We start from the raw sequence: 25453 nt of genomic DNA on the forward strand, positions 1-25453 counted from the left end.
GGGCCGGGGCGGGGTGTCAGCTCTGGAGGGCGGGCAGGCCGATCGGGCTGTTCTCCGGGATCACCGTGTGGCAGGCGCGGGCCATCGGTTCGAGCAGTTCGCGCAGGCGGTCGGTGCGGTCCGCCCCGAGTGTGCGCCAGGGGCGGGCGGCGGCGAGGTCGGTGGCGTCCTCGACAGCCTGGAACCGGGCCCGCCCGACGTCGGTCGCCTCGCCGTCCGGGCCGAGCCAGCCGCGCTCGGCCAGCCGGCCCCGCGCCGCCTGCCACTGCTCCTCGGACCAGCCCCGGCCGAGCAGGTTCTGCAGCGGTTGGTCCACCGCGACCCGCCAGGCCAGCGTCTCCACCGGATCGAGGTCGGCGGCGACCAGGGCGGCGATGTGCCCGTCGCCCCGGTGCTCGCGCAGCGTGGTGGCCGCCTGCCAGAGCCGGGCCAGCGGGTATTCACCGCGCGGCAGGGCGGCGTTGGCCGCGCCGAGCACCCGGCCGGCGGGCTCCACCGCCGCGGCCGCCTCCTCCAGCAGGTCGGCGGCCTCGGCCAGGTGCGCCTCGGGCAGCTCGTAGGTCAGCTCGGCGAGGGCCTGCACGGCGCCGGTGAGCCGGGCCCGCAGCGCTTCCTGCGGGGTGGCCAGCCGCCAGACCGCCGGCAGCGCCCGGTTCACCATCGGCGGGGCGAAGTTGAAGAACGCGGCGATCACCGGGGCCGCCTCGGTGGGCCCGAGCGGGGCGGCCCGGCCGGCGAAGTACCCGCGCCAGTAGCCGCGCAACCCGACCGCCTCGTACGCGGCGCGGGCGCGCGGATGGAAGTAGGTGACCGCGTGGAGGGGTTCGAAGTGCGTCCACATGAGCCGGGCGGTCCGCCCGGGATCGTCCAGCGCCGGCACGCGTACCTCCACGATGGTGAGGGGTCACCGTGACGCGGTGCGCACCGCCCACGGTGACCCCGAACCTACTGCGGGTAGGTGACAGCCGGGAAGACCTCTGTGGGCTACTGCACCGCCAGCACGTCGACGACGAAGCGCAGCGGGCCGGACGGCGCGCCCGGGCGCTGCGGCTTGTCGCCGTACGCGAGGTCGGCCGGGATGTCCAGCTGCACCCGGCTGCCCACGGTCTGCCCCTGCAGGCCCTGGTCCCAGCCCGGGATCACGTTGCCCTGGCCGAGCATGAAGGAGAACGGCTCCGAGCGCTTCCAGGAGGCGTCGAACTCCTCGCCCGTCCGGTACGACACCCCGACGTAGTTCACGGTGATCTGCTGGCCGCTCTGGGCGGCGGCGCCGGTGCCCCGGATCAGCGGGGTGGCCTTCAGGCCGCTGAGTTCGCCCTCGCCCTTGCCGGCCGGCGGCTTGGTGCACAGCGCCCGGTCGGCGCCGTCGGGCAGGGTCGGGAAGCCGCCTGGGCAGCCGGCGGGCGACGCGGCCGGCTTCGGGTCGTCGTCACCGCCCCGGGTCACCACGAACACCCCGACGATCACCGCGATCACCGCGAGGCCGGCGAGCGCCCCCAGCCAGGCCTGCCGGCGCTTCTTCGCCTCGGCGGCCTTCTGCGCCGCAAGCTGGGCGGCCAGCCGCCGCTGCGCCTTCGACTCCGGGCCCTGGCCCGCCGACCGGTTCTGCGTACGCTCGCTCACGTCCTCGACTCCCTGCTGGTGTGGGTGGACCGGCCCGACGACCCGCGGCCAGCGCACACGGTACCTGGATCGATGCCGCCGGTGTCCCGTCGCCCGCCCGCTCTCCCACCTACCGTCCCCGGCCTCCCCGTCATCCCGGTTCGTCCGGGTGCCGGAGTGCTTCCGGCGGTAGGTTCTACGACCATGGCGATCCTCACCGACGAAGACCTGGCCCTGCTCGCCGAGCCCCAGCTGGCCCACGTGGCCACCGTCGAGGTTGACGGCACCCCGCACGTCACCCCGGTGTGGGTGGACACCGACGGCGAGCACATCCTTTTCAACACCGCCCTGGGGCGGCAGAAGTCCATCAACATCGAGCGCAACCCGGTGGTGGCGGTCTCGGTGGTGGACAAGGCCGACGACTTCCGCACCCTCTGGGTGAAGGGCACCGCCGAGCTGGTCACCGAGGGCGCCGACGAGCACATCGACCGGATGGCGAAGAAGTACCTCGGGCAGGACACCTACCCGTTCCGGCAGCCGGGCGAGCAGCGGGTGATCGTCCGGATCACCCCCACCCAGAAGCTCGGCCGCGGCTGACCCGCCGGCGACGCGGCTGACCGCCGGCCATCGGGCCGGCGGTCAGTGGCCGCTGTCAGCGCTGCTTGGTGCAGGTCAGCACGACCAGCTCGTCGAGTGCGACCTTGGTGCCCTTGCGGTGGGACTGCTTGGTCACCGTCCAGTTCGCCGCCAGCAGCACGACCGTGTCGTTCTCGTCCTGGCTGCCGAGCTGGATCTTCGTCAGGCCGAGCTGCTGGAGCTTGTCCTGAGCGACGGCGGCGTTCATCCCGACGAGATTCGGCATGACGACCGTGGTGGGAGCGGGCGGTGGGGCCGGCGCCGTGGTGACGACCGCGCTGGGGGACGGGGCTGCCGTGGTCGGCGCGGCCGTCGTCGGGACGATCGAGGGAACGACACGTTCGGCCACCGCTGCGGCGGAGGGGCTGGTCTGCGCGGCGGGCTTGTCGTCGTCACCGAAGACGGCGCCGATGCCGCCCAGGCCGCAGCAGCACAAGACGACGGCGCCGACGGCGATGCCCACGATCGCTCCCTTGCCGAGCTTGCGCTTTGCCGGAGGGGGCGGGGCCGCCAGGAACGCCGGGCCCGGGGGTGCGGCGGGTGGTGGTTGGTGGGCAGGCCAGGGAGTGGTGGGTGGTTCGTTTGTCACGCGGCAAATTGTGCTGTCTCAAGCAACTGTCGGCACCGGCCACTCGGCTAATCAAGATCAGCTAGGGCGTCAGGTCGCGGCTCCCACGACCGGCCAGGACCCATCGGAGCTCAGGCGGTCTTGCGGGGTGCGGCCTTCTTCGCGGCCGCCTTCTTCGCCGGCGCCTTGGCGGCCTTCTTCTCCGCGGTCTTCTTGGCGGCTGCCTTTTTCGCCGGCTCCGCCTTCTTGGCGGCGGCCTTCTTCTCCGCCGCCTTCTTCGCCGGGGCCGCCTTCGCCGCCTTCGCCGCCTTCTGCGCCGAACGGGCCGACGAGATCGGCGTCGGCTCACCCGCACCAGCGGCCGGCTGCTCGCCCCGGGCGGACCGGGCCCGCTCGACCGAGGCCTTCAGCGCCGCCATCAGGTCCACCGCGGCGGCCGGCGCGGCCTCTACCTCCTCCGGCTGCACCACCTCCCGCCCTTCGACCTTGGCGTCGATGACCTCCTGCAACGCCGCCCGGTAGTCGTCGGTGAAGGCGTCCGGCTCGAACGTGCCGGCCATCGAGTCGATCAGGGAGCTGGCCATCGCCAGCTCCGGGGGACGGACCTTGAGGTCCTCGTCCAGGAAGCCGAAGTCGGGGGTACGCACCTCGTCCGGCCAGAGCATCGTGTTCAGCAGCAGCACGCCCTCGCGGACCCGCAGGGTGGCCAGCTGTTCGCGCTGGCGCAGCGCCACCTTGACGATCGCCACCCGCTCCGAGTCGGCGAGCGCGTCGCGCAGCAGCACGTACGGCTTGGTCGCCGAGCCCTCCGGCTCCAGGAAGTACGCCTTGTTGTAGAGGATCGGGTCGACCTGCTCGGCGGGGACGAACTCCAGCACGTCGATCGCGCGTGAGCTGGTCAGCGGCAGTTCCGCGAAGTCCTCGTCGGTCAGGATCACCATCTCGCCGCCGCCCAGGTCGTAGCCCTTGGCGATGTCGTCGTAGGTGACCTCCTCGCCGCAGACCTGGCAGGTGCGCTTGTAGCGGATCCGGCCGCCGTCGGCCCGGTGCACCTGGTGGAAGCGGATGTCCTTCTCCTCGGTGGCCGAGTAGAGCTTCACGCCGATCGACACCAGCCCGAAGGACACGGCACCCTTCCAGATCGCCCGCATGCCGCGCTCCTCTCCCCGGTTCTGCCCAGGATCGCAAACGATCGAACGGGGCGCACGCTCTTCGCTGCGCAACTACCATCGAAAGGTGCCCGGCGCGCCGCTGAAGCCGATGCTCGCGATGACCGGGCCGCTCCCGGTGGATGACGGCTGGGCGTACGAGTTCAAGTGGGACGGCGTCCGGGCGCTGGCCGACATCACCGGCGGCCGGCAGCACATGTACGCCCGCAGCGGCGTGGAGATCACCGCCGCGTACCCCGAGCTGATCACCCTGGCCGAGCAGGTCGACGACGCGCTGCTCGACGGCGAGGTGGTGCTGCTCAACCAGACCGGGCAGCCCTCGTTCACCGCGCTGGCCGAACGGATGCACGTCCGCGATCCGGCGAAGGCGGCCCGGCTCGCGGCGGCGGCCCCGGTGACGTACATGATCTTCGACCTGCTCCGGCTGCGCGGCGACGACCTGACCGGACGCTCCTACCGGGAGCGGCGGGAGGCGCTGGAGGGGCTCGGGCTCGGCGCGGCCCGGTGGGCGGTGCCCCCGACCTTCGCCGACGGCGCGGCCACCTACGAGGCGGCCGGCGAGCACGGGCTCGAGGGGGTGATGGCCAAGCGGCTCGACTCGGTCTACCGGGCCGGCGTGCGCTCACCCGACTGGCTCAAGGTCAAGCTGGAGGTGACCGGCGACTTCGTGATCGGCGGCTGGCGGCCCGGCGCGCGGAAGATCGGCGGGCTGCTGGTGGGGGTGCCCGGGCCGGACGGGCGGCTCATCTACCGGGGCCGGGTCGGCGGCGGGATCGGCGCGGCGCTGGAGCGGGAGCTGCTGCGCGAGCTGGAGCCGCTGCGCGCGGCGGCGTCGCCGTTCTCCGGTGACGTGCCACGCGAGGATGCCCGGGGCGCCATCTGGGTAACACCCCGGGTCGTGGTGGAGGTCAAGTACGGCCAGCGCACGCCCGACGGGCGGCTGCGGTTCCCCCGGGTGCTGCGGCTGCGGCCGGACAAGCCACCGGAGGAGGTCGACGATGCCGGCTGAGCGGTTCCGGGTGGAGGTCGAGGGGCGGACGCTGGAGCTGTCCAACCTGGACAAGGTGCTCTATCCCGAAGCGGGGTTCACCAAGGGCGAGGTGATCGACTACTACACCCGGATCGCCCCGGTCCTGCTGCCGCACCTGGCCGACCGCGCGCTGACCCGGATCCGCTTCCCCAACGGGGTCACTGGCGGCTCGTTCTTCGAGAAGAACGCCCCGGCCGCGACCCCCGACTGGGTACGCACCGAGACGCTGCCCGCGCCCGGGTCGAGCAAGGGACGGGAGACCATTGACTACGTGGTCGCCGACGACCTGCCCACCCTGGTCTGGCTGGCCAACCTCGCCGCGCTGGAGCTGCACACGCCGCAGTGGAAGGTCGGCGAGCACCCGGACATGATGGTGGTCGACCTGGACCCGGGCGCGCCGGCGGCACTACGCCAGTGCTGCCAGGTGGCGCTGCTGATGCGCGACCGGCTGGCCGACGACGGCATCGACGCGTACCCGAAGACGTCGGGGAAGAAGGGCATGCAGCTCTGCTGCCCGATCGCGGGGACGCAGGACGCCGACGACGTGTCCGCGTACGCGCGGCGGATCGCCCAGGAGTTGGAGCGGGCGCACCCGAAGCTGATCGTGTCGAAGATGGCGAAGAACCTGCGGCCGGGGAAGGTCTTCATCGACTGGAGCCAGAACAACGCGGCGAAGACGACGGTGGCGCCGTACTCGCTGCGCGCCCAGTCGGTGCCGTCGGCGTCGACGCCGCTGACCTGGGACGAGGTCGAGGCCGGGGCGGCCGGCAAGCGGCCGGCGACGAAGCCGTACACGGCGACCGAGGTGCTCAAGCGGGTGGAGAAGCAGGGGGACCTGCTCGCGCCGCTGCTGGAGGGCGGCCCGGAGCTGCCCGCGCCCTGAGGGACATCCTCGTCCACCGATGTCCCGATACAGTTGCGCATGGACAGCGGTGAACTCGTCAGCGCACTGCGTACCCTGCCGGCGCTCCAGGTCCGGGCGGACGGACCCGAGCTGCACGTCGCCGTGCCGGCCATCGCCGACACCGTACGGCTGCACCCCGACTCCGTGCTCCGGGCCCGGCAGATCTTCTCCCCGCGCGGAGATCCGGCCCTGGAGCTGGTGGTGCGGCAGGACGAGGAGCTGCGACCGCTGATCGTTCTGAACGACGACGTGGTGTGGGCGCCGGTCGATCCCGCCTCCCAGCTCGACAGCGCCATCCCGGTGCGGATCACGAACGCGCCGCCGCTCGTCGCGTACACGGAGATGGAACGCGACGCCGTCGGCGCGGCGCGCGCCCTGGACGGCCCGATGGTCGACGTGGATGCCGTGAGTGCCACCCTCGTGCTGCACCGCTGCTTCATCGTCGGCGCCATGCGGTTCGGGCTGCGGCCGGTACGCGCGGCGGCCTGGTGGCAGCACCTCGCCGCCAAACTGGGCGACGACTTCTGCCTCGGGCGGTTCCGACCCGACCGGGAGTGGGACGGGCTGGTGGCGGAGGCCGGCGGGGTACGACTGCTCCACCCGGCGCCACCCCCGGCGCGGGATCTCCGGGCCGAGATCGACGCCATGACGATCGCCGACCTGACGGCACTGGAGCCGGTGATGACGGTGGCCCGGGCGGACGAGGAGTTCATCGGGTCGTGGCGGCGCTGGGTGCCGATCCCGCCGCGCCGGTTCCGCGAGCTGATCTCGGCGGGTCTGCCGGACGCGCGGTTCGAGGTCTCGCTCTACCCCGACGGCGGCTGTGCCGTCGACCTGCGGATCGCGCCGGCCGGCACCCTGCACGCCCTGCTCGGACTGCGGTTCTCCTTCCCGGAGCGGCGCGCGTCGCTCGACGAGATCCGGCTCACCGACCAGGCGAGGGGCAGCGGGCTGTTCCAACGACTCATGTTCAACGCGGAGGAACTCAGCAGGGAACTCGGCATGGCCTCGCTCAGCCTCCTGGCCACGGGCGTCGGTTCGTACGCGCTGGCCCGGTACGGCGGCTACCCCCGGGACCCCGAGCTGGGCCGGTCGGGCGGGCTCAGTGGCGAAGCTCCCGACTCGCCAGGTTCCGCCGCAACTCGGCGAACGCCTCCGGCCCGACGGTCTCCCGAATCGCCGTGAGCAACCCGGCGCAGAGCTGCGTCGCGGTCTCCAGCCTGGCCCGGGCCTGTTCGATGTCCCGCAGCACCGGGTCGCGCTCGGCGTCGGTGGCCGTGCGGATGTCCCGCACCTCCCGGCGGCGCACACCGCGCACCTCGTCGGCCACCACCAGCACGAAATCCGTCCGGTCCAGGTCGAGCGCGGTGGCGTCGGGGCGGGGCCGGCTCGCCGCCACCGCCCGGGTGACGCTCTCGGCAGGCAGGAAGAGCAGCGTGGTGGTGGAGAACTGACTCATGGCCGCCTGCTGCTGCCAGCGGGTCAGCAGCCCCGACTTCGCGTCGAGGAACGGCGCCACGCTCAGGGCGAACTCCACCTCGACGGTGGCGAGCAGCGGGCGCGCGGCCTCGATCCTGCTTCTGAGCTGGTCCACCAGGGTGGACTGCCGGCGGAGCGCGGCGGCGAACTCCGTCACGTCGTCGGGTCGCGCGGTGCCCGAGACGATCGTGCCGGCGAGCGCGAGGATCCGGTGCCCGGTGAGGCACACCTCCTGGAGGGCCAGGACGACGGCCATCAGTTCGGCGGCGACCTTCGCGTCCCGGGACACCGCCCGCCGGTCCAGCATCCTGGTGAAATACGAGCTGACGATCTGCACGACTGTCGACAACAGTTCGCCCATTCGACTGCCCCGTTCCAGAGCGGATGTGGCCGCGAGTGTAGTCGGCTGGGCGTGGCGGCCGGGGCCGTCGACGGCTCGCTGATCCCCGCTCGATCGGTAGGGTGAGGCGTCGTCATCAGGAGGAGGACGCCCGATGGACACCGTCCAGGACCCGGTCGTGTGGGGGCGAGCCGCGGTGGACGAGGCCGGCCCGCCGCTGCTGACGTACCTGGACGGGGCGACCGGCGAACGGACGGCGCTGACCGCGCACCAGCTCGGCGGCTGGGCGGCGCGCTGCGCCGGGCTGCTGCGCGACGGCTGCGGGCTGGGCCCGGGCAGCCGCGTCGCGGTGCTGCTGCCGCCGCACTGGCGTACCGCCGCGGTGCTGCTCGGCGCCTGGTCGGCCGGGCTGGCGGTGTCGTACCGGCCGCGCGCCACCGCCGGGCTGCCGGTGCTCGAACCGGGCGGCGACCGGCCGTACGACGCGGTGTTCGTGACCCCGGAACGCCTCGACGACTGGCTGGAGGACGTACCCGAGGGGACGCACCGCTACCTGGTCGGCACCGGGCCGGGGTCGCTGGACGACGTGCCCCTGGGCTGGCTCGACTGGTCCGCCGAGGTGCTCCGGCACACCGACGCCCTGCCCGCCGCCGCCACGATCCACGCCTCGGACCCGGCGAGCCCGGACGGCACCAGCTACGGCGAGTGGGGGAGCGTCGCGCGGGCCGTGGCGGAGCAGCTCGACCTGCGGGTCGGTGACCGGCTGCTGGTCGACGCGGCCGAGCACGAGCAGCCGCTGAAGTGGCTGCTCGCCCCGCTGGCCGCCGGCGCGTCGGTGGTGATCTGCGCGAACCTGGACCGGTCGACGCTGGACGAGCGGAGCGCCGCCGAGCAGGTCACCCGGGTCCTGTGAGACGTCAGCCGGGCTCCGCGGCACCCCGGAAATGTCCGCGGGCCGCGACAACCTTCTGCGGCACCGCCACGTGGTAGGGGCGTGACCCCAACACAACCACTCTCCGCGGCGGACCGGTCGTACGTCGCCTTCGTCGAGGTGGCCTGGCAGCGACATATCCGGCTGGCCATGCTGCTGACCGGCGACCGGTGGCGGGCTGAGGAACTGCTCCAGGACAGCCTGGTCAAGGTGTACGAGCGGTGGCGGCGGCTGTCCCGGCTCGACGACCCGCACGCCTACCTGCGCCGCGCCCTGGTCAACAACCAGACCTCGATCTGGCGACGGCGTCGCCGGGAGAGCCTCGTCGCGGACGTCCCCGAGCGGGCCGCCCCGGCGGGCGACGTCGGCCCCGACGCCGTCGTCCTGCGCCGGGCGCTGCTGTCGCTACCGGCGAAGCAGCGTGCGGTGGTGGTGCTCCGCCACTACGAGGACCTGACCGAGCGCGAGGTCGCTCAGGTGCTGGGCTGCTCGGTGGGCACGGTCAAGAGCCAGAACGCACGGGCGCTGGACAAGCTCCGCCACCTTCTCGATGAACCCTCCTACGCGGTAAGCAGGTAGAAGCGATGAACACTTTTGACGATCAGCTCGCCCACCGGCTGCACGACATCGTCGACGGCGAACCGAACTCCGTACCCCCGATGGGGGCGCTCCTCGATCGCGGCCGGCGGGCCCGCCGGCGCCGGACGACCACGATGGTCAGTGCGACGTGCGCGGTGCTGGCGCTGGGCGTCGCCACGGCGGCAACCGTCGCGACGACGCCGACGTCCGGCCGTCCGGGCGTCACCGCCGAGGCGCCGTCGCGATCCGAGCCGGCCTCGCCGGCGATGGAACTGGTCTCGGCCGTCACTGCCAGCGAGAACATCAGTTACCGGATTCGGCTGACCAACTCGGGGCCGCAAGGACTGACGTACGAGGGCGCGTTCGACCCGAAGACGGCCACCGGGTACGCCCGGGTGGGGCAGGACGACTCGGTCATGACCGAGCTGCTGATCAACGGCACCAGGTACGAAGGCGCGGAACCACCGCCGGGCAAGCTGCCGGCCGACAAGGGCCTGGGCGAGAGGTACGGTAAGTACGCCCAGTACCCGGGCAAGTACGACCGGCTGTCCCTGTACGCCGACGGGAGTACCGTCCTGGGTGCCGCGGCGCCCGACCCGGCGGCGCTGTTCACGGCGTTGAAGAGCGCGAATGCGACCATCTCGGACAACCCTGACGGGACGTTGCACTTCGGCTACACGACGTCGGAGGAGAAGGGGTCGACCACCACGTCCGGTGACGTCACGCTCGACAGCGACGGTCGGATCGCGAAGGTGGTACTCACCGGCACCTGGCAGTCGACGGCGAAGGGCCGGCTCGACAAGGGCACGTTCGGCTCGACGCTCGAACTGTTCGACTACGGCGTCGCGGTGAAGGTGGAGCGCCCGACCAACGTCGTCAGGGTCACCAAGTAGTTCCATGCCCCGGGACGACCGCTGACCGGTTGGTGGTCTCCCATCCAGCGACAAGCTGCCCGCGGCCCGACGGCCGCGGGCAGCTCTGGCTTTGCCGTACGCCTGCCGCATGAGCCGGTCCGCAGGGCTGTTGCCGGCGCCGCTGACGTGGTCTTATACCGGGAAGACGACGTCATTGACCTGGTCATGGCAACCCCGCGTCGATTCCGCACCGTCTCCATCCCCTGAAAGGTGCACCGATGCACAGGAGACCGACCTTCCGACTGGCAGTCCTCACCGCCACCGCCGCCACGTTCCTGGCGTCCGGTGGCGCCTACAGCGCGGCGGCGGCAGCACCCGTGACCGTCTCCCCGGGTGTCGAGGCGTGTGAGCCGGGTGCCGACGAGCACAGCGTGGCCCGGGTCGCCGAGGGCGCCACCGCCCAGGAGCCGGAGCTGTATTCGAAGAACGAGGCGAACGCCTACGGCGTGATCAAGGATTCCCCGCGCCTGGCCAACGGCAGCGTCACCGTGCCCACGGTCTTCCACATGGTCTCCGACCACCCGCTCAGCGCGGCCGAGACGACCCGGTGGAACAGCCTGATCGCGGCGCAGATGAAGGTGCTCAACGACTCGTTCGCCGGCAGCACCGCCGCGAACGCCGCCGACACCCCGTTCCGGTTCGACCTCGTCGACACGACGTGGACGGTGAACAGCGACTGGTACACGGTCGTGCCGGGCAAGAACGAGCGGGACATGAAGAAGGCGCTGTACACCGGCGACTCCCGCACCCTGAACGTGTACGCGGGGAACATCGGCGGCGGGCTGCTCGGCTGGGCGTACTTCCCGAAGGGCTACAACAACGGCCGCGACTACATCGACGGCGTGGTGATCCTCGACGAGTCGATGCCGGGCGGCACCGCCGGCAAGTACGCCCTGGGTGACACCCTGACGCACGAGGTCGGGCACTGGCTGATGCTGGAGCACACCTTCGCGCACGGGTGCTCCGCTTCCGGCGACTTCGTCGCGGACACCCCGCGTGAAGCGCATCCGCAGTTCAACTGCCCGGTGGGCGCGGATACCTGCACCGCACCCGGGCTGGACCCGATCCACAACTTCATGGACTACACGCAGGACTCCTGCATGGACATGTTCACCGCGGGACAGGCGGACCGGATGAGCGACGCCTGGGTGGCGTTCCGGGCCGGCGGCGCCGGGTAACCACGCTCTGCCAGGGGGTTGGCGGGCCGCACTCAGCGGTCCGCCAGCCCCTTTCCTGTTACGCCCACGTTCCCGGCCTTTCATCGCCGGTTGAGCCAGGGCGCGCGCCGTGAGCAGGGCGCGGTGTGGTCGGCCGGCAGGGCACACCGGCCGCCGCCGGGCAGTCGCCGGTCGCAGAAGACCCAGTGGCGTACGCCCTGCTGGTCCTCGGCCGAGACGGTCACCCCGCCCGGCTCGACGCGGGCGCTGAGCCGGGCCAGCACCCGGGCGGCGGTCCGAGCGAGGATCCGGGCCCGGAGCAGGTCAGGTGCGGTGACCGGCAGGTGGATCACCCAGCGGTCGCTCATCGGTAGCGGTGGTTCGCCGACTGGGCGCTCTGCCAGGCGCGCAGCGCGTTCTTGATCCGTACGTTCTCCTCCTGCACCGCGACCAGGGCGGTCTGCGCGACGGTGAGTTCGTCGGCCACGCGGTGCAGGAAGGTGCGGATCTCGACGGGGTCGAGGCCGCGCCGGCGCACGTTGAAGCAGCGCTCGCGGATCTGCCAGGGCCGGAGGGGCTGTCTCTGGTTGGCTTCTGCCATCGGTGGTCTTTCCTCGCGTCGGCTCACCAGTCGGCGGATCAGTTCGCGCACGGGGGACCGCCCTTCGTCGGGTCGCGTCGAAGTGGAGGGGGCGGCCTCCGCCGGTTGCGGTCGGCGGAGGCCGCCCCGCCCTGCCACCGCAGCCTCAATCGGCGGTACGGCGGCAGGGCCGCGCCGGGGGAGCGCGGAGGGTGAGGTCTCGGCGGCGATGCGAGACCGGTACGAGAGGCGCCAACCGACCGCAGCAGCACCGCATCACCGAGAGCGACGCTACCGATACCTCTCACCTCTGTCAACGCTCTCTTACCTCTCGAATCTAGCTGGAGTGCTTCCTGCTGCTTCCCTTCCAGTTATTGCCGCTCTGTCAGCCGGTGCTCGATACTGGGAGGGCCAACCGATCGCAAGGGGCCTCCACGTGCCGATTCCACCGACCATGGATGAGCTGATCAACGACCTGCTGAGGAGGATTGACGAGGGCGAGTTCCCACCCGGGTCGCAGATTCCTTCCACCCAGGAACTGTCCGATCACTATGACCTGTCGCTGTCGACGATCCACCGCGCGGTAGCAAGGCTGCGAGAGCAGGGTGTGCTGGTGGGCCGCCCGGGTCGGGGAGTGTTCGTGGCGGAGTTCACTGGACATTGACCAGGCCTGCAGCGCCCGGTCGACGGCTGAGCCCGAGAGAAGACGAACGAGGCGGCGAAGAAGGCTACCGAAGCTTTTAGACCGCGTCGCAACAGCAGCCTCTGCAGATGCCCAGGTGCCGCGCTCGGTCCCGGCGGGGTCGGTGGCGGGCTAGAACCGGTTCACTCGGGTCAGGGGGAGACGGTGGGTACACATCACCAGGATCGCCAAGCCTCGACATGCCGTGACAGATCGTTCGCAGATCCTGCCACACAGCCGTGAGCAGACGTTGGCAGCCGACCCAGCCGAGGCGCGGCCGCAGCCTCGCTCGGTCTGTGCCTCATGCAAGGTGGTCGGCAACCGATGACAGCAACGCCGAAAGCAGCCGTTCTGCAAGATGGCGTCACCGGCAGGAATCTCTAGTAGGCAGTCATAGGTCGTCCAGCCTTTCGCGCCTGGAGGCTGGTAGCCGTTGTGGTGCCCGGCAAGGGGGGACGCGGCTGATTGAGAGGACGGGGTTCCGGTCAGAGTCCCGGGGCCTTCTGGCCCCTGATCGCTCTTAGGTTTACGGCCGGCAGGGGTGGCCGATTCCGGTCGCCAGCGGACCCAGGGCGGTCCGGAGGGGCTGTCGTTGCCGTCCGAAGACCAACAGTCAATCGCTTATCTCAGGCTTCTCCAAACCACCGCCAAGGAGACCCTTAAGGCCACGGCGCCGGTTCACCAAGCCGGCTTGCTCCAGTTGTTGCTCGACCATTCTCTGAAGATCACGGTCCGCTTTCGACGCCAGATCAAGCAACTCCTCCCGAGCGCGGACCTTCGCTTGAGCCCCAGCACGCGCAATCAAATGCACGTTCTTCGCCGCTGCTCGAAGGCCGCCCTTTCCTGATCGTGCTACGGGCAAGAAAACAGCATCGATCAACTGGTTGAGGGCATTCCTCGACGTAATGCTCAGACATTCCCATAGCCGCAACACTCTACTGCGCTGATCAACCGTAGTTGCCAGCAAGTATGCTTCTAGAATCCATGCGACGAGGAGATCTACCGGGACACGCTGCAATTCAAGAGCTTCGAGGATTTCCGGCCTCACCTCATCGTCGACCGACCCTACCGCCAGTTCCTTGCCAAGCTTCAAGCGGAACTCCCGCTCTGCCAGGGCGCGGCGTCGGATTGCCTCCACAATGCGCTCCGACTTGGTTGATCCGGGCGCGGCCCTAAGAAGTTCGTAGGCTCCCTCTGCTTCACCCTTGGCCTCGATCCAGAGCGCAACGATCTCGGAGGCGGCTTCAGGAAACTCCTGCACGACATCTCGTACTGCGGCAAGGCTTGTCACCGATGGTAGCTCAGCCATTGATTCTGCCTTCGACACCAACTTAAGCGCAAATATTGTCGACGTCGGTTCCGAAAGCCATGGACTGGACGCCGCAGCATTGATGAGACTCAGGCACGACTCGCCGCTGACGTATTGCCGCCACACCTCCGCCGCACCGAGGGCATCCTGCCAAACCTCAACTAGGCCCGACATCTCGCCCTCTGGAGTGACGGCTAAGAGTTCTCGCAGCACAGAGGTCAATCGGGCGGAGGCTACCGGAGAAACCCGCCCAGTCTGCATGGCACTGACGCAAGAACCGACGGCGTTGATCGCACGAGTAGTCTTCTCCAATGAACCGTCGCCGGACTGTAGATCAGCCACGAAGTTGTCGCTCAGGTCTAGCACCCTCAACCGGTCGGAACGTAGCTGGGCTATAGCATCCAACGCAGCCATGAATTCGTTCGGAGTGAGGTCTTCATTTAGACTACATGCATCCGCCACCGCCTGCCGATCCAAATTGTCTAGAATCGAATCGCTCAGCACAACCTTGATGTGCTGAAGTCTGGATGGCCAGACCCTGACATACTCACCTTTAATTTTCTTGACTATTGCATTCGCAAGCTCAATGCTCTCGACGGACGTAGGCAATGCCTCAATCGCCAGGCGGCCGCTCTTCTTGTCGTCGATTGACAACGCTGCCGCAAGGATCGCCTCCTGCAGTGGGCCACGACAGACATCTGAGATGCCAACGAGTTCCCGCATCCACACAACCTCGTCCAGATCCGCAGGCTTGTCGGCCCCTGCTGGCGTGCTGGTGGCCGATGGTGGCCTTTGTTCGGAGGTACTTGCCCTCCGCCGCGTTTGGGCCTCTGAAACTATCTGCTGCAGCTGATCAAGCAGTCGTGTAGAAAGCGAGGCCAACGCACTGACCGGCATGGCGCTTAGCTCTTCGAGGTTATGGCGCACCCGCTCTAATTCATCTTTGAGAAGGTGCCCGGCTATGGCTCGGACGACGCCTTCTTTGTCACTTACACCCGGAAGCGCCAGCAAGCCGACCGGCGTAATATCGGTTTCCAAGAAGATGTTTTCTTGGCCTAGTATCTGCTCCACCAGGGGCTGGCCAATCGGCCCAGCGTATGCGGCCACCCGAAGGAGGGAGGCGCTTGTGCCCTTTGGCATGTCGCTCGCTTTCCAGTTGGAGAGCGACTGCATTGTTTCAGGTGCGACATCCTTGAGCTGGTCCAACGTGATTGAATCAAGCGCAATGCTAAGCGCGGTAATGAAGTTGGACGACTCAACGCCTGAGTCGATGCTCTTTAGCTGTGTTACCAAGAGGCGCACCGACGATAGCCGCGCGTCCGGATCGAGCTGCGAAATAAGGCTTTTCAGCTCTGCATTTTGTCCATTGGCGGCTACATCCTCAAGCTGTTCTGCTATATCTCCGGGCAGGCCGAAGGCAATCCCGGCGTCTTCTAAATAAATCAGGTCCTCGCGTGGCCCCGGAATGGCACGCGTCTTTCTCAAGTACGCAAGTAACTGGTCGCCCTGTACTTGTTGGGCAACATCTGTATCCTCTGCATCGTCTTTCGCCAAGTTCTGGTCGAGTGGCAGCCTTCTCATCGCATACTGCTCGGCCAGCGCTAGTATTTGTAGGCTGTATCCGAGAAAATTTTCTTTGGCCTTTCCTTCCGACATTTCTAGTATTAGGTTTGTTAATTCGGGATGCCGAGCTAAGTCCTCGGCAAATAGGGGAAACTCTACGCGGAGGGCGACAAGCTTAGCCAACTCCATCGCCCGTGCTGGCGCTTGCTCGATAGAAAGATACTGTTGGGCTGCCCGTTGTTTAAGAAGGCGGTACGAAACCGTAAACGTATTTACGAGTGCCTTGACGCGCCGCGGGCTCCGCACGTGGGTGGGAACGAGGACCTGTGCCAACGCACGCTTGTCAAACTCATCCCAAACACCGCCAAGGGGTGCAATCATGTCTCCAGCAAAGCGGACAACACGTCGGGCCCTGACTGGCGGAACCTGAACCCGGTATTGGAAAACCTTGTCAATGTATGCACTACCGGCACCGTGATACGGATTCTGCGGTTCGTGTGGCGTCACTTGGCTCGAAGCGAGGCTTGCGGCTCGTTCGACGACTTGCTGGTCCACTGCCACGACATAAACGCAGTTGTCGACGCCTAGAAAGGTTCGAAGGGTGTCCAAGGTTGACACGACCTGAGTTGCGGAGCATCGATCGAGTTCGTCGATGAAGACGACGACGCGGCCTTTCGCCTTCGCTACGATCCTTCGATATGCTTGCCCAAATTCGTCCGGCTCTTTGGCTGGGTCGGTCTTTACATCCACGCTCAACTGCCGCCCGAATATGGCCACTATAGCTCCGATTAGCGCCCCGGGAAGAATTACCGGTAGCAGTTGGGGAGCTTTTGCGCTGATCGCCTGCCAGATGGTCTGGGTGGAAGTCACGTTGACAATGGCAGACCAAGTCAACAAGGTGGCTGCGATCGTCAGAACAGCTGAGGTGGACGCGACTAGGATGAGCCATCCTCGCCAGCCGAGTTGGACGACCTTGCGGCTAGTCTGAGTTGTTGCGTTTAACTTTTGGATGTCCTGACTGTTGGCAGTGCCAAGCGCTTCAGCCACTTCTCTGATGAATTCACGGGAGAGCGCCAAACCCTCGTGCCTGAAGGCATCAACCCGCACATAATGATGTGTCGGATTGTATTCCGCTAGCCGCTGCCGCAGCAACTGCCCGATCCCAGACTTCCCAGACCCCCATGATCCGAAGAGACCAATGGTTGCCGGAGTGGGAACAGTCGTCACGAGTTTAAGTAGCTCGTCGGCGAGAGCAATGTGACCGAGGCGATCCTGTTCCGCTTCGCGTACCGCGGCGTCCTCGAGGAACTCAGTAGGCGGTTTCGGTCCACCGTGCTTCGGCATTGATCTCCCTTACGGAGGTGATGCGACAAGCTATCCGTGCTAGGACGGCTCCAAAACTTTGCTCATCTTAGACGTTGCTGCATGCCGCCGTTAGCTGCCAGCGCCTACAAAACATCCCCGGAGGCTCGGTGCCTCTCCGCCATGCAGAAGCGAAAGGCTTAGGCATTCGTCCGAAATGATTTGATTTAGCCCTTATCCAAGTTCCGCCGCCGCCGCTTTGGGTGCGGCAGCGGATCGAGGAATGCGGGCCCGGCAGCTGCTCGTGCGGAGCGCTGGGGGTCGCCGCGTCACAGGTGCTCGGCGGTCGGGGCTTGCTGAATCACCCAGCTTCCAGGAGCCACCGGCGACGAGGTCGGCATGCGGCCCTATCCCATTTCAAAACGCCCAGACCCTATCCAGATCCGTCCGGGACACAAGAATGCACGGGGTGCTTGTACATGAGCCCGTCGCCAGGGCGACAGTCCGTTGAATGGGCAGGCGACTGGCCGAGTCGAGCGTGTCAGCGGGTCAAGAAAGCGACGGCCGCATCTCGGCTAGGGCGCGACCAAGCAAGTCACTTCGGGAGGCATCAAGGCATGGGGCGTACTCATTGCACACCTGCCAGTAAACGAGACGTCCGGTAGCGAGGTAGCAAGACGGCAAGCTAGCCCCTATAAAGGTTGACTCCCAACGTCAATCCGCGACGCCTCGCAGCGGCTCGTCGACGCCGGTCGCGGCCAGTTGCTGACGTTGGGCTACCGGGGCGACTGGATACCGCTACTTCGCCGACCTAACGCATCGACAAGCTCAGTCGATCGTCGGCAGCTTGGGCCCGAGCACGTCGTCGGCGTCCACGATCGTGTACGCGTACCCCTGCTCCGCCAGGAACCGCTGCCGATGCGCCGCGTACTCCGTGTCGATCGTGTCCCGGGACACCACCGTGTAGAAGTGCGCTTGCCGTCCGTCGGCCTTCGGCCGCAGCACGCGCCCGAGCCGCTGCGCCTCTTCCTGCCGCGACCCGAACGTCCCGGAGACCTGGATCGCCACCGCCGCCTCCGGCAGGTCGATCGAGAAGTTCCCCACCTTGGAGATCACCAGCGTGCGCAGCTCACCCGACCGAAAGGCGTCGAAGAGCCGTTCCCGCTCCTTGTTGGTGGTCGAGCCTTGAATGATGGGCGCGTCGAGGTATTCGCCGAGCTGGTGCAGCTGGTCGATGTACGCACCGATCACCAGGGTCTGCTCGTCCGGGTGCCGGTCGACCAGCGCCTTCACCACCGGCAGCTTGGTCCGGGCGGTCGCCGCCATGCGGTAGCGCTCCTCGGCCTCGGCCGTCGCGTAGGACATCCGCTCGGCGTCGGTCAGCGTCACCCGTACCTCGGTGCACTGGGCCGGGGCGATCCAGCCCTGCGACTCGATGTCCTTCCACGGCGCGTCGTACCGCTTGGGGCCGATCAGGCTGAACACGTCGCCCTCCCGGCCGTCCTCGCGTACCAATGTCGCCGTGAGGCCCAGCCGCCGGCGGGCCTGGAGGTCCGCGGTGAACCGGAAGATCGGCGCGGGCAGCAGGTGGACCTCGTCGTAGACGACCAGGCCCCAGTCGCGGGCGCCGAACAGGTCCAGGTGGGTGAACGCGCCGCCGCGCCGCGAGGTGAGCACCTGGTACGTCGCGATGGTGACCGGGCGGATCTCCTTGCGCTCGCCCGAGTACTCGCCGATCTCCTCCTCGGTCAGCGAGGTGCGGGCGATCAGCTCCCGCTTCCACTGCCGGCCGGCGACGGTGTTGGTGACCAGGATCAGCGTGGTGGCCTTCGCCTCGGCCATCGCCGCCGCCCCGACCAGCGTCTTGCCCGCGCCGCAGGGGAGCACGACCACGCCCGACCCGCCGGCCCAGAAAGCCTCGACCGCCTCCCGCTGGTACGAGCGCAGCGTCCACGGCTTGCGGCCGTCCTTGCCGGCCTCGGCCAGCTCGATCGGGTGTGCCTCGCCGTCGACGTACCCGGCCAGGTCCTCCGCCGGCCAGCCCAGCTTGAGCAGCGCCTGCTTGAGCCGGCCGCGCTCGGAGGGGTGCACCTGGATGGTGTCGTCGTCGAGCTTGTTGCCGAGCATGCCGGCGAGCTTCTTGCTCTTGGCGACCTCGATCAGCACCAGCCGGTCCAGCGCCCGCAGCACCAGGCCGTGCGCCGGGTCGTTGGCGAGCTGGAGCCGGCCGTACCGGTCCATCGTCTCGGCCACGTCCACCAGCAGCCCGTGCGGCACCGGGTAGCGGGAGTACTTGATCAGCGCGTCCACCACGGCCTCGGCGTCGTGGCCGGCGGCCCGGGCGTTCCACAGTCCCAGCGGGGTGAGCCGGTAGGTGTGCACGTGCTCCGGGGAGCGCTCCAGCTCGGCGAAGGGCGCGATCGCCATCCGGCAGGCCTGCGCGTCGGGGTGGTCGATCTCCAGCAGCAGGGTCTTGTCGGACTGCACGATCAGTGGTCCACCGCTCACGCCAGTGTCCTCTCGTCGGCCGGGCTTGTCGGCTACCCGTCATCGGCGGGGACACCCCGCCGCTGGCCGACCATCCAGTGTTGCACGAGGTCGGGGACGCCCAGAAAAATGCCCAAACGACGCAACGCTTTCCCACCGCCGAACGTCTTCCAATCGGACGGCAGATTCGGGAGGGCTCAATGAGGCATACAGGTTTAACCATCCGGATCGTCGCCTTGGCGGTGGTCACGCTGGTCGGCGCCGGTGGGTGCGCGCTCGACCCGCAGGCCGATCCGGGTGGCACTGGAGGAGGGCTCGCCCCGGTCGGCAATGCGGAACAGGTAACGGGGGCGAGCGGCGGCTCCCCGACCGACCAGCGGGCCCAGCCGACCACGCCGGCCCCGACGCTGAAGGCCGCGGCGACGACGCCGCGCGTCACCACGCCGCCGAAGCCGGAGCGCGGTCGCCGGTTCGCCAACCCGACCCCGCAGAACATGACCCGCTGCGAGCAGGGGGAGTACCAGCGCGAGGTCGAGGGCTACCTCGCCCGGCTGGGCGGGTTCGGGACGGTCAGCGTGAACGGCCGGCAGTCCGACGCCGACTGCGCCGCGATCAAGAAGTTCCAGCAGCGGTACGACATTCGTCCGGCCGCCGGTCGGGCCGGCCCGCTCACGTACGACGTGGCGAAGCGGCTGGCCAACACCGACACCAGCCGGTGCAACGCCGGCTCGGGCACCACCTTCTGCGTGGACCTGACCAAGCAGACCACCTGGGTGATGCGCGACGGCAAGGTGGTGGCCAAGCCGACGGTGACCCGCACCGGCATGTCCGGCTACGCCACCCCCTCGGGCACCTACAAGATCAACCTTCGGAAGCTGAAGGAGTGGTCCGACCCGTACGACGTCTGGCTGCCCTACTGGCAGCGGTTCAACGGCGGGATCGGCTTCCACGAGACCACCACCTACCTGCACAACTCCTCGATCGGCTCGCACGGCTGCATCAACCTGCTGCACACCGACGCGGTCCGCTGGTATGAGCTCGGCTCGATCGGTTCCCGTGTGACGGTGGTCGGCCGCCGCCCCGGCACCTGACCCACAACCCTCACCTGAATCGCCGCCCCGGCAGTCCGACCGGGGCGGCGATTCAGGGTTTTGTCCCCTGTGCGGCCAAGCGTCCGGGTGCCACCCTGGAGGGCGGGAGCCGGACGGGGCGGGAGGGCTGGCAATGAGCGTCGACCAGAGAACGGCCACCGACGACGAGCCGCCGCCGGCCGACGAGGTCTCCATCGCGACGCTGGTCGGCTACGCCGCCGCCGCGCTCGCCCTCGTCGGCTGGTTCCTCTTCGGCTGGCTGGTGCAGCGGCAGGGCTTCGTCGCCTCGGTCGGCGAGACCGCCGGGGCCGCGTTCGCCCTGCTGCTCGCCGTCTCCGTGATCGGCACCGTGCGCCGCAGCCGGCGCTGAAGCGCCCGGTCTTCCGGGCGCCCCGCCGTGCTCCGGCGCCGCTCAGTCCTCCCGCACCGCCGCAGTGATCCGGTGCAGGGCGAAGGTGTGCAGCATCTCCGTCCGGTCGTCCTCGGCGCGCAGGTAACCGGCGCCGATCGACACCGGCCGGAGCAGCCGGGAAGCCGTCGCCCCGTGCGCGTCGACGTAGCCGACCCAGACCAGCGCCTTGTCCCGGACCGCCTGTTGCAGCACCGCCAAGGCCTCGCTGTGGCTGTGCGCCGGCATCGGGCCGGCGGCCACCCGGGCCGCGCTGCCGCGCACCACCGCCGGGGCCCGCCGGGCCGCCCGCGCCGCCGCGTCGCCCCGCCGGATCTGCTCTACCACGCCGAGCAGCCGGGGCATCGCCAGCTTCGGCGCGGCCAGCGGATCCAGCGCGCGGGTGCTCACCGACGCCCGGGCGGGCGCCCGCCGGGTCTTCGGCCGGGACAGCACCGTCGCGCCACTGGTGTCCTCCGGCACCGGCGCGTACCCGGCGTCGCGCAGCGCGAGCAGCATCCGCCCCACCTGGTACGGGGTGACCAGCACCGTCGGCGCCAGGCGGCGGAACGCCATCGACTCCAGCCGCCGGTCGGCCAGCACCTCGGCGAGCAGCGCCTCGTCGTCGCTGCGCACGTACCCGCCGGCGGAGCCGAGGCGCAGCCCGCCGTGCTTGCGCGCCACGTCGTCGATCAGGTACGTCAACCCCTGGGGGATCGGGGTGCGTGACCGGCGGTGGAACAGGGCGTGCAGGTCGTCGGCGGTGTAGCCGGCGTCCAGGGCGCGGCGCACGCTCGCCGTGGTGACCCGGTGCACGCTGGCCCCGCCGGCCGACTCGTGCTCGGCCACCACGTCCAGTTCGGCGGCGAGCGCCGGGTCGGGCGGGCCGGGCACCACGACGCTCAGGTCGGCCTGCACCAGGAAGTGGTCGACCGGGGCGGGCAGCAGCGCGTCCAGCGCCCGCACGGTGCTCGACGGGTCGCCGCTCTCGGCGTCCGAGCGCAGGCCGAGCGGGTCGTCGCCGCCGCGCTCGTCCGCCTCGGTGACGTCGGCCAGCAGCAGCCGCCCGTACGAGGTGAGCGCGCCGAGCCCGGTGACGCCGAGCTGGGCCGCCTCGGCCAGCACCTCCCGGTGCGCGGCCTCCCGGCCCCGGCTGCGCCGGGGGGCCCGCCAGTCCAGCAGCTCCAGCACCTCGTCCGGGGTGGGGGCGGTGGCCGGCTCCAGGTCGGCCAGCACCGCGAGCACCGCCCGCCGGGCGGCCGGCGCGCCGGCCCGTTCCGCCTCGGCGGAGAGCACGCTGATCGGCCGGTCCCGGTCGTCGCGCTGACCGACCAGCCCGACCTGCCGGGTCATCGTCAGCCAGGCCCGGGCGAGCTGCTCCCAGCGGTGGGCCAGCGACATCGCCCGCCACACCTCGTACCCGCCGGTGGGCAGCACCTGCTGGTCGGCGCCGTAGCGGCCGGTGGTGGAACCGGGCAGGTCCAGCTCGCCGACCAGCCCGGCCGCGTACGCCACCTCGAAGACCAGCGCGGTGGCCGGCTCGTCCAGCCCGACGCCGCGGGCCAGCCGGCGCAGGTCACGGACGCCGACACCACCCGAGCGCAGCACCGGGGCCGGCTCGGCGGCCAGGCTCTCCAGCAGCGCCTCGGTGTGGCGTACCAGCTCCATGGTCTGCCCGGCCCCGGCGGAGTCCACGGCTTTCGGCTCGCGCGGCGGCGCGGTGACCGACGGCGGGCTGGTGCGCAGCGGGCCGAGCGGGCCGCTGTCCCGGCGCAGCAGCAGCCCCACCTCACGGGGCAGCTCCACGGTGCCGGCGGAGACCCGCACGAGCAGCCGGGCGTCGACCAGCCAGCGGATGGGCGAGCCGGTGGGCGCGCCGCCGTTGGTGGCGTCCGGCGGCAGGTCGTCCTCCGCGCCGACCGGGGGCGCCTGGAGGGCGCCCGGCGGGACGCTGCCCACCGGCGGCCCGGCGGCCAGCCGGTCCAGGATCGCCCGGGCCGAGGGCGGAGCGGCCAGCAACGTCCGCCGCAGTTTCGCCGGGTCCGCGCAGAGCGCCGCCGTCCGCAGGTCCAGCTCCGCCGCCGGTCGCCCCAGCCCTGCCGGGTACGGGGAGACCTCGTCGACGCTGCCCGCGACGCGCAGGGCGTGCTCCGGGCCGTACAGCAGGAAGCGGGCGCGCAGCCGGTCCACCGCGCCCCGGACGGTGGTCGGGGCGGGCGGGTGCGGCCCGGCGGTGGCCATCGCGAGGACGGCGTCGGTGGAGGTGGTGCCCTCCTCGGGATGCCGGGTGAGTCGGGCGGCGTCGAGGATCTGGAGGGTGAACTGGTCCAGCCCGTCCAGCGCGCGGGCCACGGAGACCCGCGACTCGGCCCGGATGGCGAGGGCGGAGACGTCGGCGGGCACCGGCACCACGAGGTCGGGCCGCAGCTGGAGCAGGGCGGCCAGCGACTCGTCCGGCAGGGCGCGCAGGTGGTCGGCGAGTGAGGTGGTCATCGTCGTTCCACGCTAGCCCGCTGCGGGGCCGTCCCGCCCCTCGGACGTCCGGCTCGGTCCGGGTTGGGCGGGTACGTTCTCCGGGTGCTTCCACTGATGGTCGGTTTCGACCTCGACATGACCCTGGTTGACTCCCGCCCCGGCATCGCCGCCTGCTACCGGGCGTTGACCGTACAGACCGGCGTACCCGTCGACGCCGACCTCGCGGTCTCCCGGCTCGGGCCGCCGTTGCGCACCGAGATCGCGCACTGGTTCCCGCCCGAGCAGGTGGAGGAAGCGGTGACGATCTACCGCGAGCTCTACCCGGCGTACGCGATCACCCCGACCGTCCCGTTGCCGGGCGCGCGGGAGGCGATCGAGGCGGTGCACGCGCGCGGCGGCCGGGTGATGGTGGTGACCTCCAAGATCGGCCGACTGGCCCGGCTGCACCTGGACCACCTCGGGCTGACCGTCGACGAGCTGGCCGGGGATCTCTTCGCCGAGGAGAAGGCGACCGCGCTGCGCGCCCACGGCGCGAGCCTCTACGTCGGCGACCATGTGGCGGACATGGTGGCCGCGGACGCGGCCGGGGTGCCCGGCGTCGGGGTGGCCACCGGGCCGTGCAGCATCGACGAGCTGCGGGCCGCCGGGGCGTACCAGGTGCTGGACGATCTCACCGGATTCCCGGCGGCGCTGGACCGGATCATCGGGCTAGCCTTGGAGCAGCAGTAGACGTCTCAAGCGAAGCAGGGGTTCTCAGGTGCCGACGGGTCGAGTGAAGTGGTATGACGCGGCCAAGGGATACGGGTTCGTCACCAGTGACGAGGGTGGCGACGTGTTCCTGCCCAAGGGCGCGCTACCCGCGGGTGTCACCGACCTGAAGGGTGGGCAGCGGGTCGACTTCAGCGTGGTGGACAGCCGCCGGGGCGCCCAGGCGATGGGGGTCAAGCTGCTGGACGTGCCGCCGTCGATGGCGGAGCTGCGCCGGCGTCCGGCCGAGGAGCTGCACGGCCTGGTCGAAGACATGATCAAGGTGCTGGAGGCGAAGGTCCAGCCGGACCTGCGCCGGGGTCGGTTCCCGGACAAGAAGACCGCGCAGAAGGTCGCTCAGCTGGTCCACGCGGTGGCGCGCGAGCTGGAGGTCTGAGGGCGGGAGATCCGAGGTACGAGCCCGGCATCGACGGCCCGGCCCAGCAGCGCCTCCACGGCGGCGAAGCCCGCGTCCCCCAGGTCCGCGGTGAACTCGTTGACGTAGAGGCCGATGTGCCGGTCCACCACGTCGGGCTCCATCTCCTGCGCGTGCGAGAGCACGTAGTCCCGGCTGGCGGCCGGATCGGCCCAGGCCTGGCGGACGGACTCCCGGATCCAGCCGGCCGCCGCCACCGGGTCGACGGCGCCCCTGCGGGCCAGGATCGCGCCGAGCGGGATCGGCAGGCCGGTGTGGCCCTCCCACCACTCGCCCAGGTCCACCAGCGCGGTCAGCCCGTGCCGGTGATAGGTGAACCGCGCCTCGTGGATGACCAGCCCCGCGTCGTACTTCCCGGCGGCCACCGCCGGCATGATCTCGTGGAACGGCACCACCTCGATCCGCGCCGGCGGCCGCTCGGCCGACCAGAGCCGGAAGAGCAGGTACGCGGTGGTCCGGTCGCCGGGCACCGCCACCGTGGCCCCGCTCAGGTCGGCCCGGTCCGGCCGGCTCGCACCGTCGCCGGCCCCGCCGCTGGTGAGCACCAGCGGGCCGCAGCCGCGGCCGAGCGCCCCGCCGCACGGGAGCAGGTGGTAGTCGTCCAGCAGCCAGGGCAGCGCCGCGTAGCTCACCTTCACCAGGTCGAACGCGCCCCGCTCGGCGGCTGTGTTGGTGACGTCCACGTCCGCGTAGGTCACCTCGACCGGCGGCGCGCCGGGCACCCGGCCATGCACCAGCGCGTGGAAGACGAACGTGTCGTTGGGGCAGGGCGAGATCGCCAGGGAGAGCGCCACGCTCCCACGGTAGCCCCGCCCCCGCGCCCCCACTCCACCCCGCCCACCCCGCTGTGACCCCACCCGCCGCCCTCGGGCCGCCCGCGCCCCCGCGCTGCACCCCCACTCCACCCCGTCCACCCCACTGTGACCCGCCCGCCGCCCTCGCGCCGCCCGCCCTCGCGCCGCCCGCCCTCGCGCCGCCCGCCCTCGCGCCGCCCGCCCTCGCGCCGCCCGCCCTCGCGCCGCCCGCCCTCGCGCCGCCCGCCCTCGCGCCGCCCGCCCTCGCGCCGCCCGCCCTCGCGCCGCCC

Annotated in this window: 25 protein-coding genes; 14 read left to right on the plus strand and 11 right to left on the minus strand. The window is 70.1% G+C overall.

Features of this window, described 5'->3' with window-relative positions; genetic code table 11:
* Window positions 1-16 precede the first annotated feature (16 nt).
* Window positions 17-841 carry an SCO6745 family protein gene (locus ACTMTB_RS30370; protein ID WP_441149587.1) on the minus strand — a complete coding sequence of 275 codons (825 nt, stop codon included), beginning with the start codon at window positions 839-841 and terminating at the stop codon, window positions 17-19.
* Window positions 842-984: 143 nt separating this feature from the next.
* On the minus strand, window positions 985-1623 hold the full coding sequence (locus tag ACTMTB_RS30375; protein ID WP_441149564.1) for an FKBP-type peptidyl-prolyl cis-trans isomerase: 639 nt from the start codon (window positions 1621-1623) through the stop codon (window positions 985-987).
* 183 nt (window positions 1624-1806) lie between these two features.
* Here ACTMTB_RS30375 and ACTMTB_RS30380 point away from each other — a divergent pair, with 183 nt between their 5' ends.
* Window positions 1807-2199 carry a PPOX class F420-dependent oxidoreductase gene (locus ACTMTB_RS30380; protein WP_441149565.1) on the plus strand — a complete coding sequence of 131 codons (393 nt, stop codon included), beginning with the start codon at window positions 1807-1809 and terminating at the stop codon, window positions 2197-2199.
* A gap of 55 nt (window positions 2200-2254) precedes the next feature.
* Here ACTMTB_RS30380 and ACTMTB_RS30385 read toward each other — a convergent pair whose 3' ends face one another.
* Window positions 2255-2827 (minus strand): PASTA domain-containing protein, encoded by a 573-nt coding sequence (locus tag ACTMTB_RS30385; protein WP_441149566.1) that lies wholly within the window; start codon window positions 2825-2827, stop codon window positions 2255-2257.
* 110 nt (window positions 2828-2937) lie between these two features.
* On the minus strand, window positions 2938-3957 hold the full coding sequence (gene ku / locus ACTMTB_RS30390; RefSeq protein ID WP_441149567.1) for a non-homologous end joining protein Ku: 1020 nt from the start codon (window positions 3955-3957) through the stop codon (window positions 2938-2940).
* Window positions 3958-4042: 85 nt separating this feature from the next.
* Here ku and ligD (ACTMTB_RS30395) point away from each other — a divergent pair, with 85 nt between their 5' ends.
* From ligD (ACTMTB_RS30395) to ACTMTB_RS30405, 3 genes are read left to right on the plus strand one after another with little or no spacing between them, the layout of a single operon-like run.
* A complete protein-coding gene (ligD, locus tag ACTMTB_RS30395) occupies window positions 4043-4984 on the plus strand; it encodes a non-homologous end-joining DNA ligase (protein WP_441149568.1) in 942 nt (313 codons plus the stop codon).
* Window positions 4974-5888, plus strand: a complete 915-nt coding sequence (gene ligD / locus ACTMTB_RS30400; protein ID WP_441149569.1) for a non-homologous end-joining DNA ligase — start codon at window positions 4974-4976, stop codon at window positions 5886-5888. The genes ligD (ACTMTB_RS30395) and ligD (ACTMTB_RS30400) overlap by 11 nt, the downstream gene beginning before the upstream one ends.
* A gap of 39 nt (window positions 5889-5927) precedes the next feature.
* Window positions 5928-7094 carry a hypothetical protein gene (locus ACTMTB_RS30405; RefSeq protein WP_441149570.1) on the plus strand — a complete coding sequence of 389 codons (1167 nt, stop codon included), beginning with the start codon at window positions 5928-5930 and terminating at the stop codon, window positions 7092-7094.
* Here the strand turns inward: ACTMTB_RS30405 and ACTMTB_RS30410 are convergent.
* On the minus strand, window positions 7012-7749 hold the full coding sequence (locus ACTMTB_RS30410; protein WP_441149571.1) for a hypothetical protein: 738 nt from the start codon (window positions 7747-7749) through the stop codon (window positions 7012-7014). The genes ACTMTB_RS30405 and ACTMTB_RS30410 overlap by 83 nt on opposite strands.
* Before the next feature lie 133 nt (window positions 7750-7882).
* Between ACTMTB_RS30410 and ACTMTB_RS30415 the strand changes: the two genes are divergently transcribed.
* From ACTMTB_RS30415 to ACTMTB_RS30430, 4 genes are all read left to right on the plus strand, one after another.
* The gene (locus tag ACTMTB_RS30415; RefSeq protein WP_441149572.1) at window positions 7883-8641 is read left to right on the plus strand and encodes a TIGR03089 family protein; all 759 of its coding nucleotides are present in this window, start codon (window positions 7883-7885) and stop codon (window positions 8639-8641) included.
* 81 nt (window positions 8642-8722) lie between these two features.
* Window positions 8723-9238, plus strand: coding sequence for a SigE family RNA polymerase sigma factor (locus ACTMTB_RS30420; RefSeq protein ID WP_441149573.1), 516 nt, complete (start codon window positions 8723-8725; stop codon window positions 9236-9238).
* A 5-nt stretch (window positions 9239-9243) separates the two neighbouring features.
* Window positions 9244-10131: a hypothetical protein gene (locus ACTMTB_RS30425; RefSeq protein WP_441149574.1), complete on the plus strand. Its 888-nt coding sequence runs from the start codon at window positions 9244-9246 to the stop codon at window positions 10129-10131.
* Between the two features lie 239 nt (window positions 10132-10370).
* Window positions 10371-11330: a zinc metalloprotease gene (locus ACTMTB_RS30430; protein WP_441149575.1), complete on the plus strand. Its 960-nt coding sequence runs from the start codon at window positions 10371-10373 to the stop codon at window positions 11328-11330.
* 80 nt (window positions 11331-11410) lie between these two features.
* On the opposite strand, the gene ACTMTB_RS30435 is transcribed toward ACTMTB_RS30430, so the two are convergent.
* Window positions 11411-11677 (minus strand): hypothetical protein, encoded by a 267-nt coding sequence (locus ACTMTB_RS30435; protein ID WP_238447883.1) that lies wholly within the window; start codon window positions 11675-11677, stop codon window positions 11411-11413.
* Window positions 11674-11910 carry a DivIVA domain-containing protein gene (locus ACTMTB_RS30440; RefSeq protein ID WP_441149576.1) on the minus strand — a complete coding sequence of 79 codons (237 nt, stop codon included), beginning with the start codon at window positions 11908-11910 and terminating at the stop codon, window positions 11674-11676. Before ACTMTB_RS30440 ends, ACTMTB_RS30435 begins: the two co-directional genes overlap by 4 nt.
* A 415-nt stretch (window positions 11911-12325) precedes the next feature.
* On the opposite strand from ACTMTB_RS30440, the gene ACTMTB_RS30445 reads away from it, so the two are divergent.
* A complete protein-coding gene (locus ACTMTB_RS30445; protein WP_441149577.1) occupies window positions 12326-12553 on the plus strand; it encodes a winged helix-turn-helix domain-containing protein in 228 nt (75 codons plus the stop codon).
* 631 nt (window positions 12554-13184) lie between these two features.
* On the opposite strand, the gene ACTMTB_RS30450 is transcribed toward ACTMTB_RS30445, so the two are convergent.
* Window positions 13185-16787, minus strand: coding sequence for a KAP family P-loop NTPase fold protein (locus ACTMTB_RS30450; RefSeq protein ID WP_441149578.1), 3603 nt, complete (start codon window positions 16785-16787; stop codon window positions 13185-13187).
* Between the two features lie 786 nt (window positions 16788-17573).
* The gene (locus tag ACTMTB_RS30455; protein WP_441149579.1) at window positions 17574-19253 is read right to left on the minus strand and encodes a DNA repair helicase XPB; all 1680 of its coding nucleotides are present in this window, start codon (window positions 19251-19253) and stop codon (window positions 17574-17576) included.
* A gap of 179 nt (window positions 19254-19432) precedes the next feature.
* Between ACTMTB_RS30455 and ACTMTB_RS30460 the strand changes: the two genes are divergently transcribed.
* Together ACTMTB_RS30460 and ACTMTB_RS30465 are read left to right on the plus strand one after the other, a co-directional pair.
* Window positions 19433-20323 carry a L,D-transpeptidase family protein gene (locus tag ACTMTB_RS30460; RefSeq protein WP_441149580.1) on the plus strand — a complete coding sequence of 297 codons (891 nt, stop codon included), beginning with the start codon at window positions 19433-19435 and terminating at the stop codon, window positions 20321-20323.
* Window positions 20324-20456: 133 nt separating this feature from the next.
* A complete protein-coding gene (locus tag ACTMTB_RS30465) occupies window positions 20457-20693 on the plus strand; it encodes a hypothetical protein (RefSeq protein ID WP_441149581.1) in 237 nt (78 codons plus the stop codon).
* Between the two features lie 42 nt (window positions 20694-20735).
* On the opposite strand, the gene ACTMTB_RS30470 is transcribed toward ACTMTB_RS30465, so the two are convergent.
* Window positions 20736-23204: a helicase-associated domain-containing protein gene (locus tag ACTMTB_RS30470; protein ID WP_441149582.1), complete on the minus strand. Its 2469-nt coding sequence runs from the start codon at window positions 23202-23204 to the stop codon at window positions 20736-20738.
* A gap of 84 nt (window positions 23205-23288) precedes the next feature.
* Between ACTMTB_RS30470 and ACTMTB_RS30475 the strand changes: the two genes are divergently transcribed.
* A complete protein-coding gene (locus ACTMTB_RS30475) occupies window positions 23289-23915 on the plus strand; it encodes an HAD family hydrolase (protein WP_441149583.1) in 627 nt (208 codons plus the stop codon).
* 28 nt (window positions 23916-23943) lie between these two features.
* Window positions 23944-24330, plus strand: coding sequence for a cold-shock protein (locus ACTMTB_RS30480; protein ID WP_210776414.1), 387 nt, complete (start codon window positions 23944-23946; stop codon window positions 24328-24330).
* On the opposite strand, the gene ACTMTB_RS30485 is transcribed toward ACTMTB_RS30480, so the two are convergent.
* On the minus strand, window positions 24291-25163 hold the full coding sequence (locus tag ACTMTB_RS30485) for a 1,4-dihydroxy-6-naphthoate synthase (RefSeq protein WP_441149584.1): 873 nt from the start codon (window positions 25161-25163) through the stop codon (window positions 24291-24293). The genes ACTMTB_RS30480 and ACTMTB_RS30485 overlap by 40 nt on opposite strands.
* Window positions 25164-25216: 53 nt before the next feature.
* Between ACTMTB_RS30485 and ACTMTB_RS30490 the strand changes: the two genes are divergently transcribed.
* Window positions 25217-25453, plus strand: a 237-nt coding sequence (locus tag ACTMTB_RS30490) for a hypothetical protein (RefSeq protein WP_441149585.1), incomplete at its 3' end; no start/stop codon positions are given.

It is taken from the genome of Micromonospora sp. L32, assembly GCF_052068055.1.
GTDB lineage: Bacteria > Actinomycetota > Actinomycetes > Mycobacteriales > Micromonosporaceae > Micromonospora > Micromonospora purpureochromogenes.

Bases quoted from the DNA above. Each gene is read 5' to 3' on its own strand.
- ACTMTB_RS30370 (WP_441149587.1), bottom strand. From the start codon at position 841: ATGTGGACGCACTTCGAACCCCTCCACGCGGTCACCTACTTCCATCCG.
- ACTMTB_RS30380 (WP_441149565.1), top strand. From the start codon at position 1,807: ATGGCGATCCTCACCGACGAAGACCTGGCCCTGCTCGCCGAGCCCCAG.
- ku (WP_441149567.1), bottom strand. From the start codon at position 3,957: ATGCGGGCGATCTGGAAGGGTGCCGTGTCCTTCGGGCTGGTGTCGATC.
- ligD (WP_441149569.1), top strand. From the start codon at position 4,974: ATGCCGGCTGAGCGGTTCCGGGTGGAGGTCGAGGGGCGGACGCTGGAG.
- ACTMTB_RS30405 (WP_441149570.1), top strand. From the start codon at position 5,928: ATGGACAGCGGTGAACTCGTCAGCGCACTGCGTACCCTGCCGGCGCTC.
- ACTMTB_RS30410 (WP_441149571.1), bottom strand. From the start codon at position 7,749: ATGGGCGAACTGTTGTCGACAGTCGTGCAGATCGTCAGCTCGTATTTC.
- ACTMTB_RS30415 (WP_441149572.1), top strand. From the start codon at position 7,883: ATGGACACCGTCCAGGACCCGGTCGTGTGGGGGCGAGCCGCGGTGGAC.
- ACTMTB_RS30425 (WP_441149574.1), top strand. From the start codon at position 9,244: ATGAACACTTTTGACGATCAGCTCGCCCACCGGCTGCACGACATCGTC.
- ACTMTB_RS30430 (WP_441149575.1), top strand. From the start codon at position 10,371: ATGCACAGGAGACCGACCTTCCGACTGGCAGTCCTCACCGCCACCGCC.
- ACTMTB_RS30435 (WP_238447883.1), bottom strand. From the start codon at position 11,677: ATGAGCGACCGCTGGGTGATCCACCTGCCGGTCACCGCACCTGACCTG.
- ACTMTB_RS30440 (WP_441149576.1), bottom strand. From the start codon at position 11,910: ATGGCAGAAGCCAACCAGAGACAGCCCCTCCGGCCCTGGCAGATCCGC.
- ACTMTB_RS30450 (WP_441149578.1), bottom strand. From the start codon at position 16,787: ATGCCGAAGCACGGTGGACCGAAACCGCCTACTGAGTTCCTCGAGGAC.
- ACTMTB_RS30460 (WP_441149580.1), top strand. From the start codon at position 19,433: ATGAGGCATACAGGTTTAACCATCCGGATCGTCGCCTTGGCGGTGGTC.
- ACTMTB_RS30465 (WP_441149581.1), top strand. From the start codon at position 20,457: ATGAGCGTCGACCAGAGAACGGCCACCGACGACGAGCCGCCGCCGGCC.
- ACTMTB_RS30470 (WP_441149582.1), bottom strand. From the start codon at position 23,204: ATGACCACCTCACTCGCCGACCACCTGCGCGCCCTGCCGGACGAGTCG.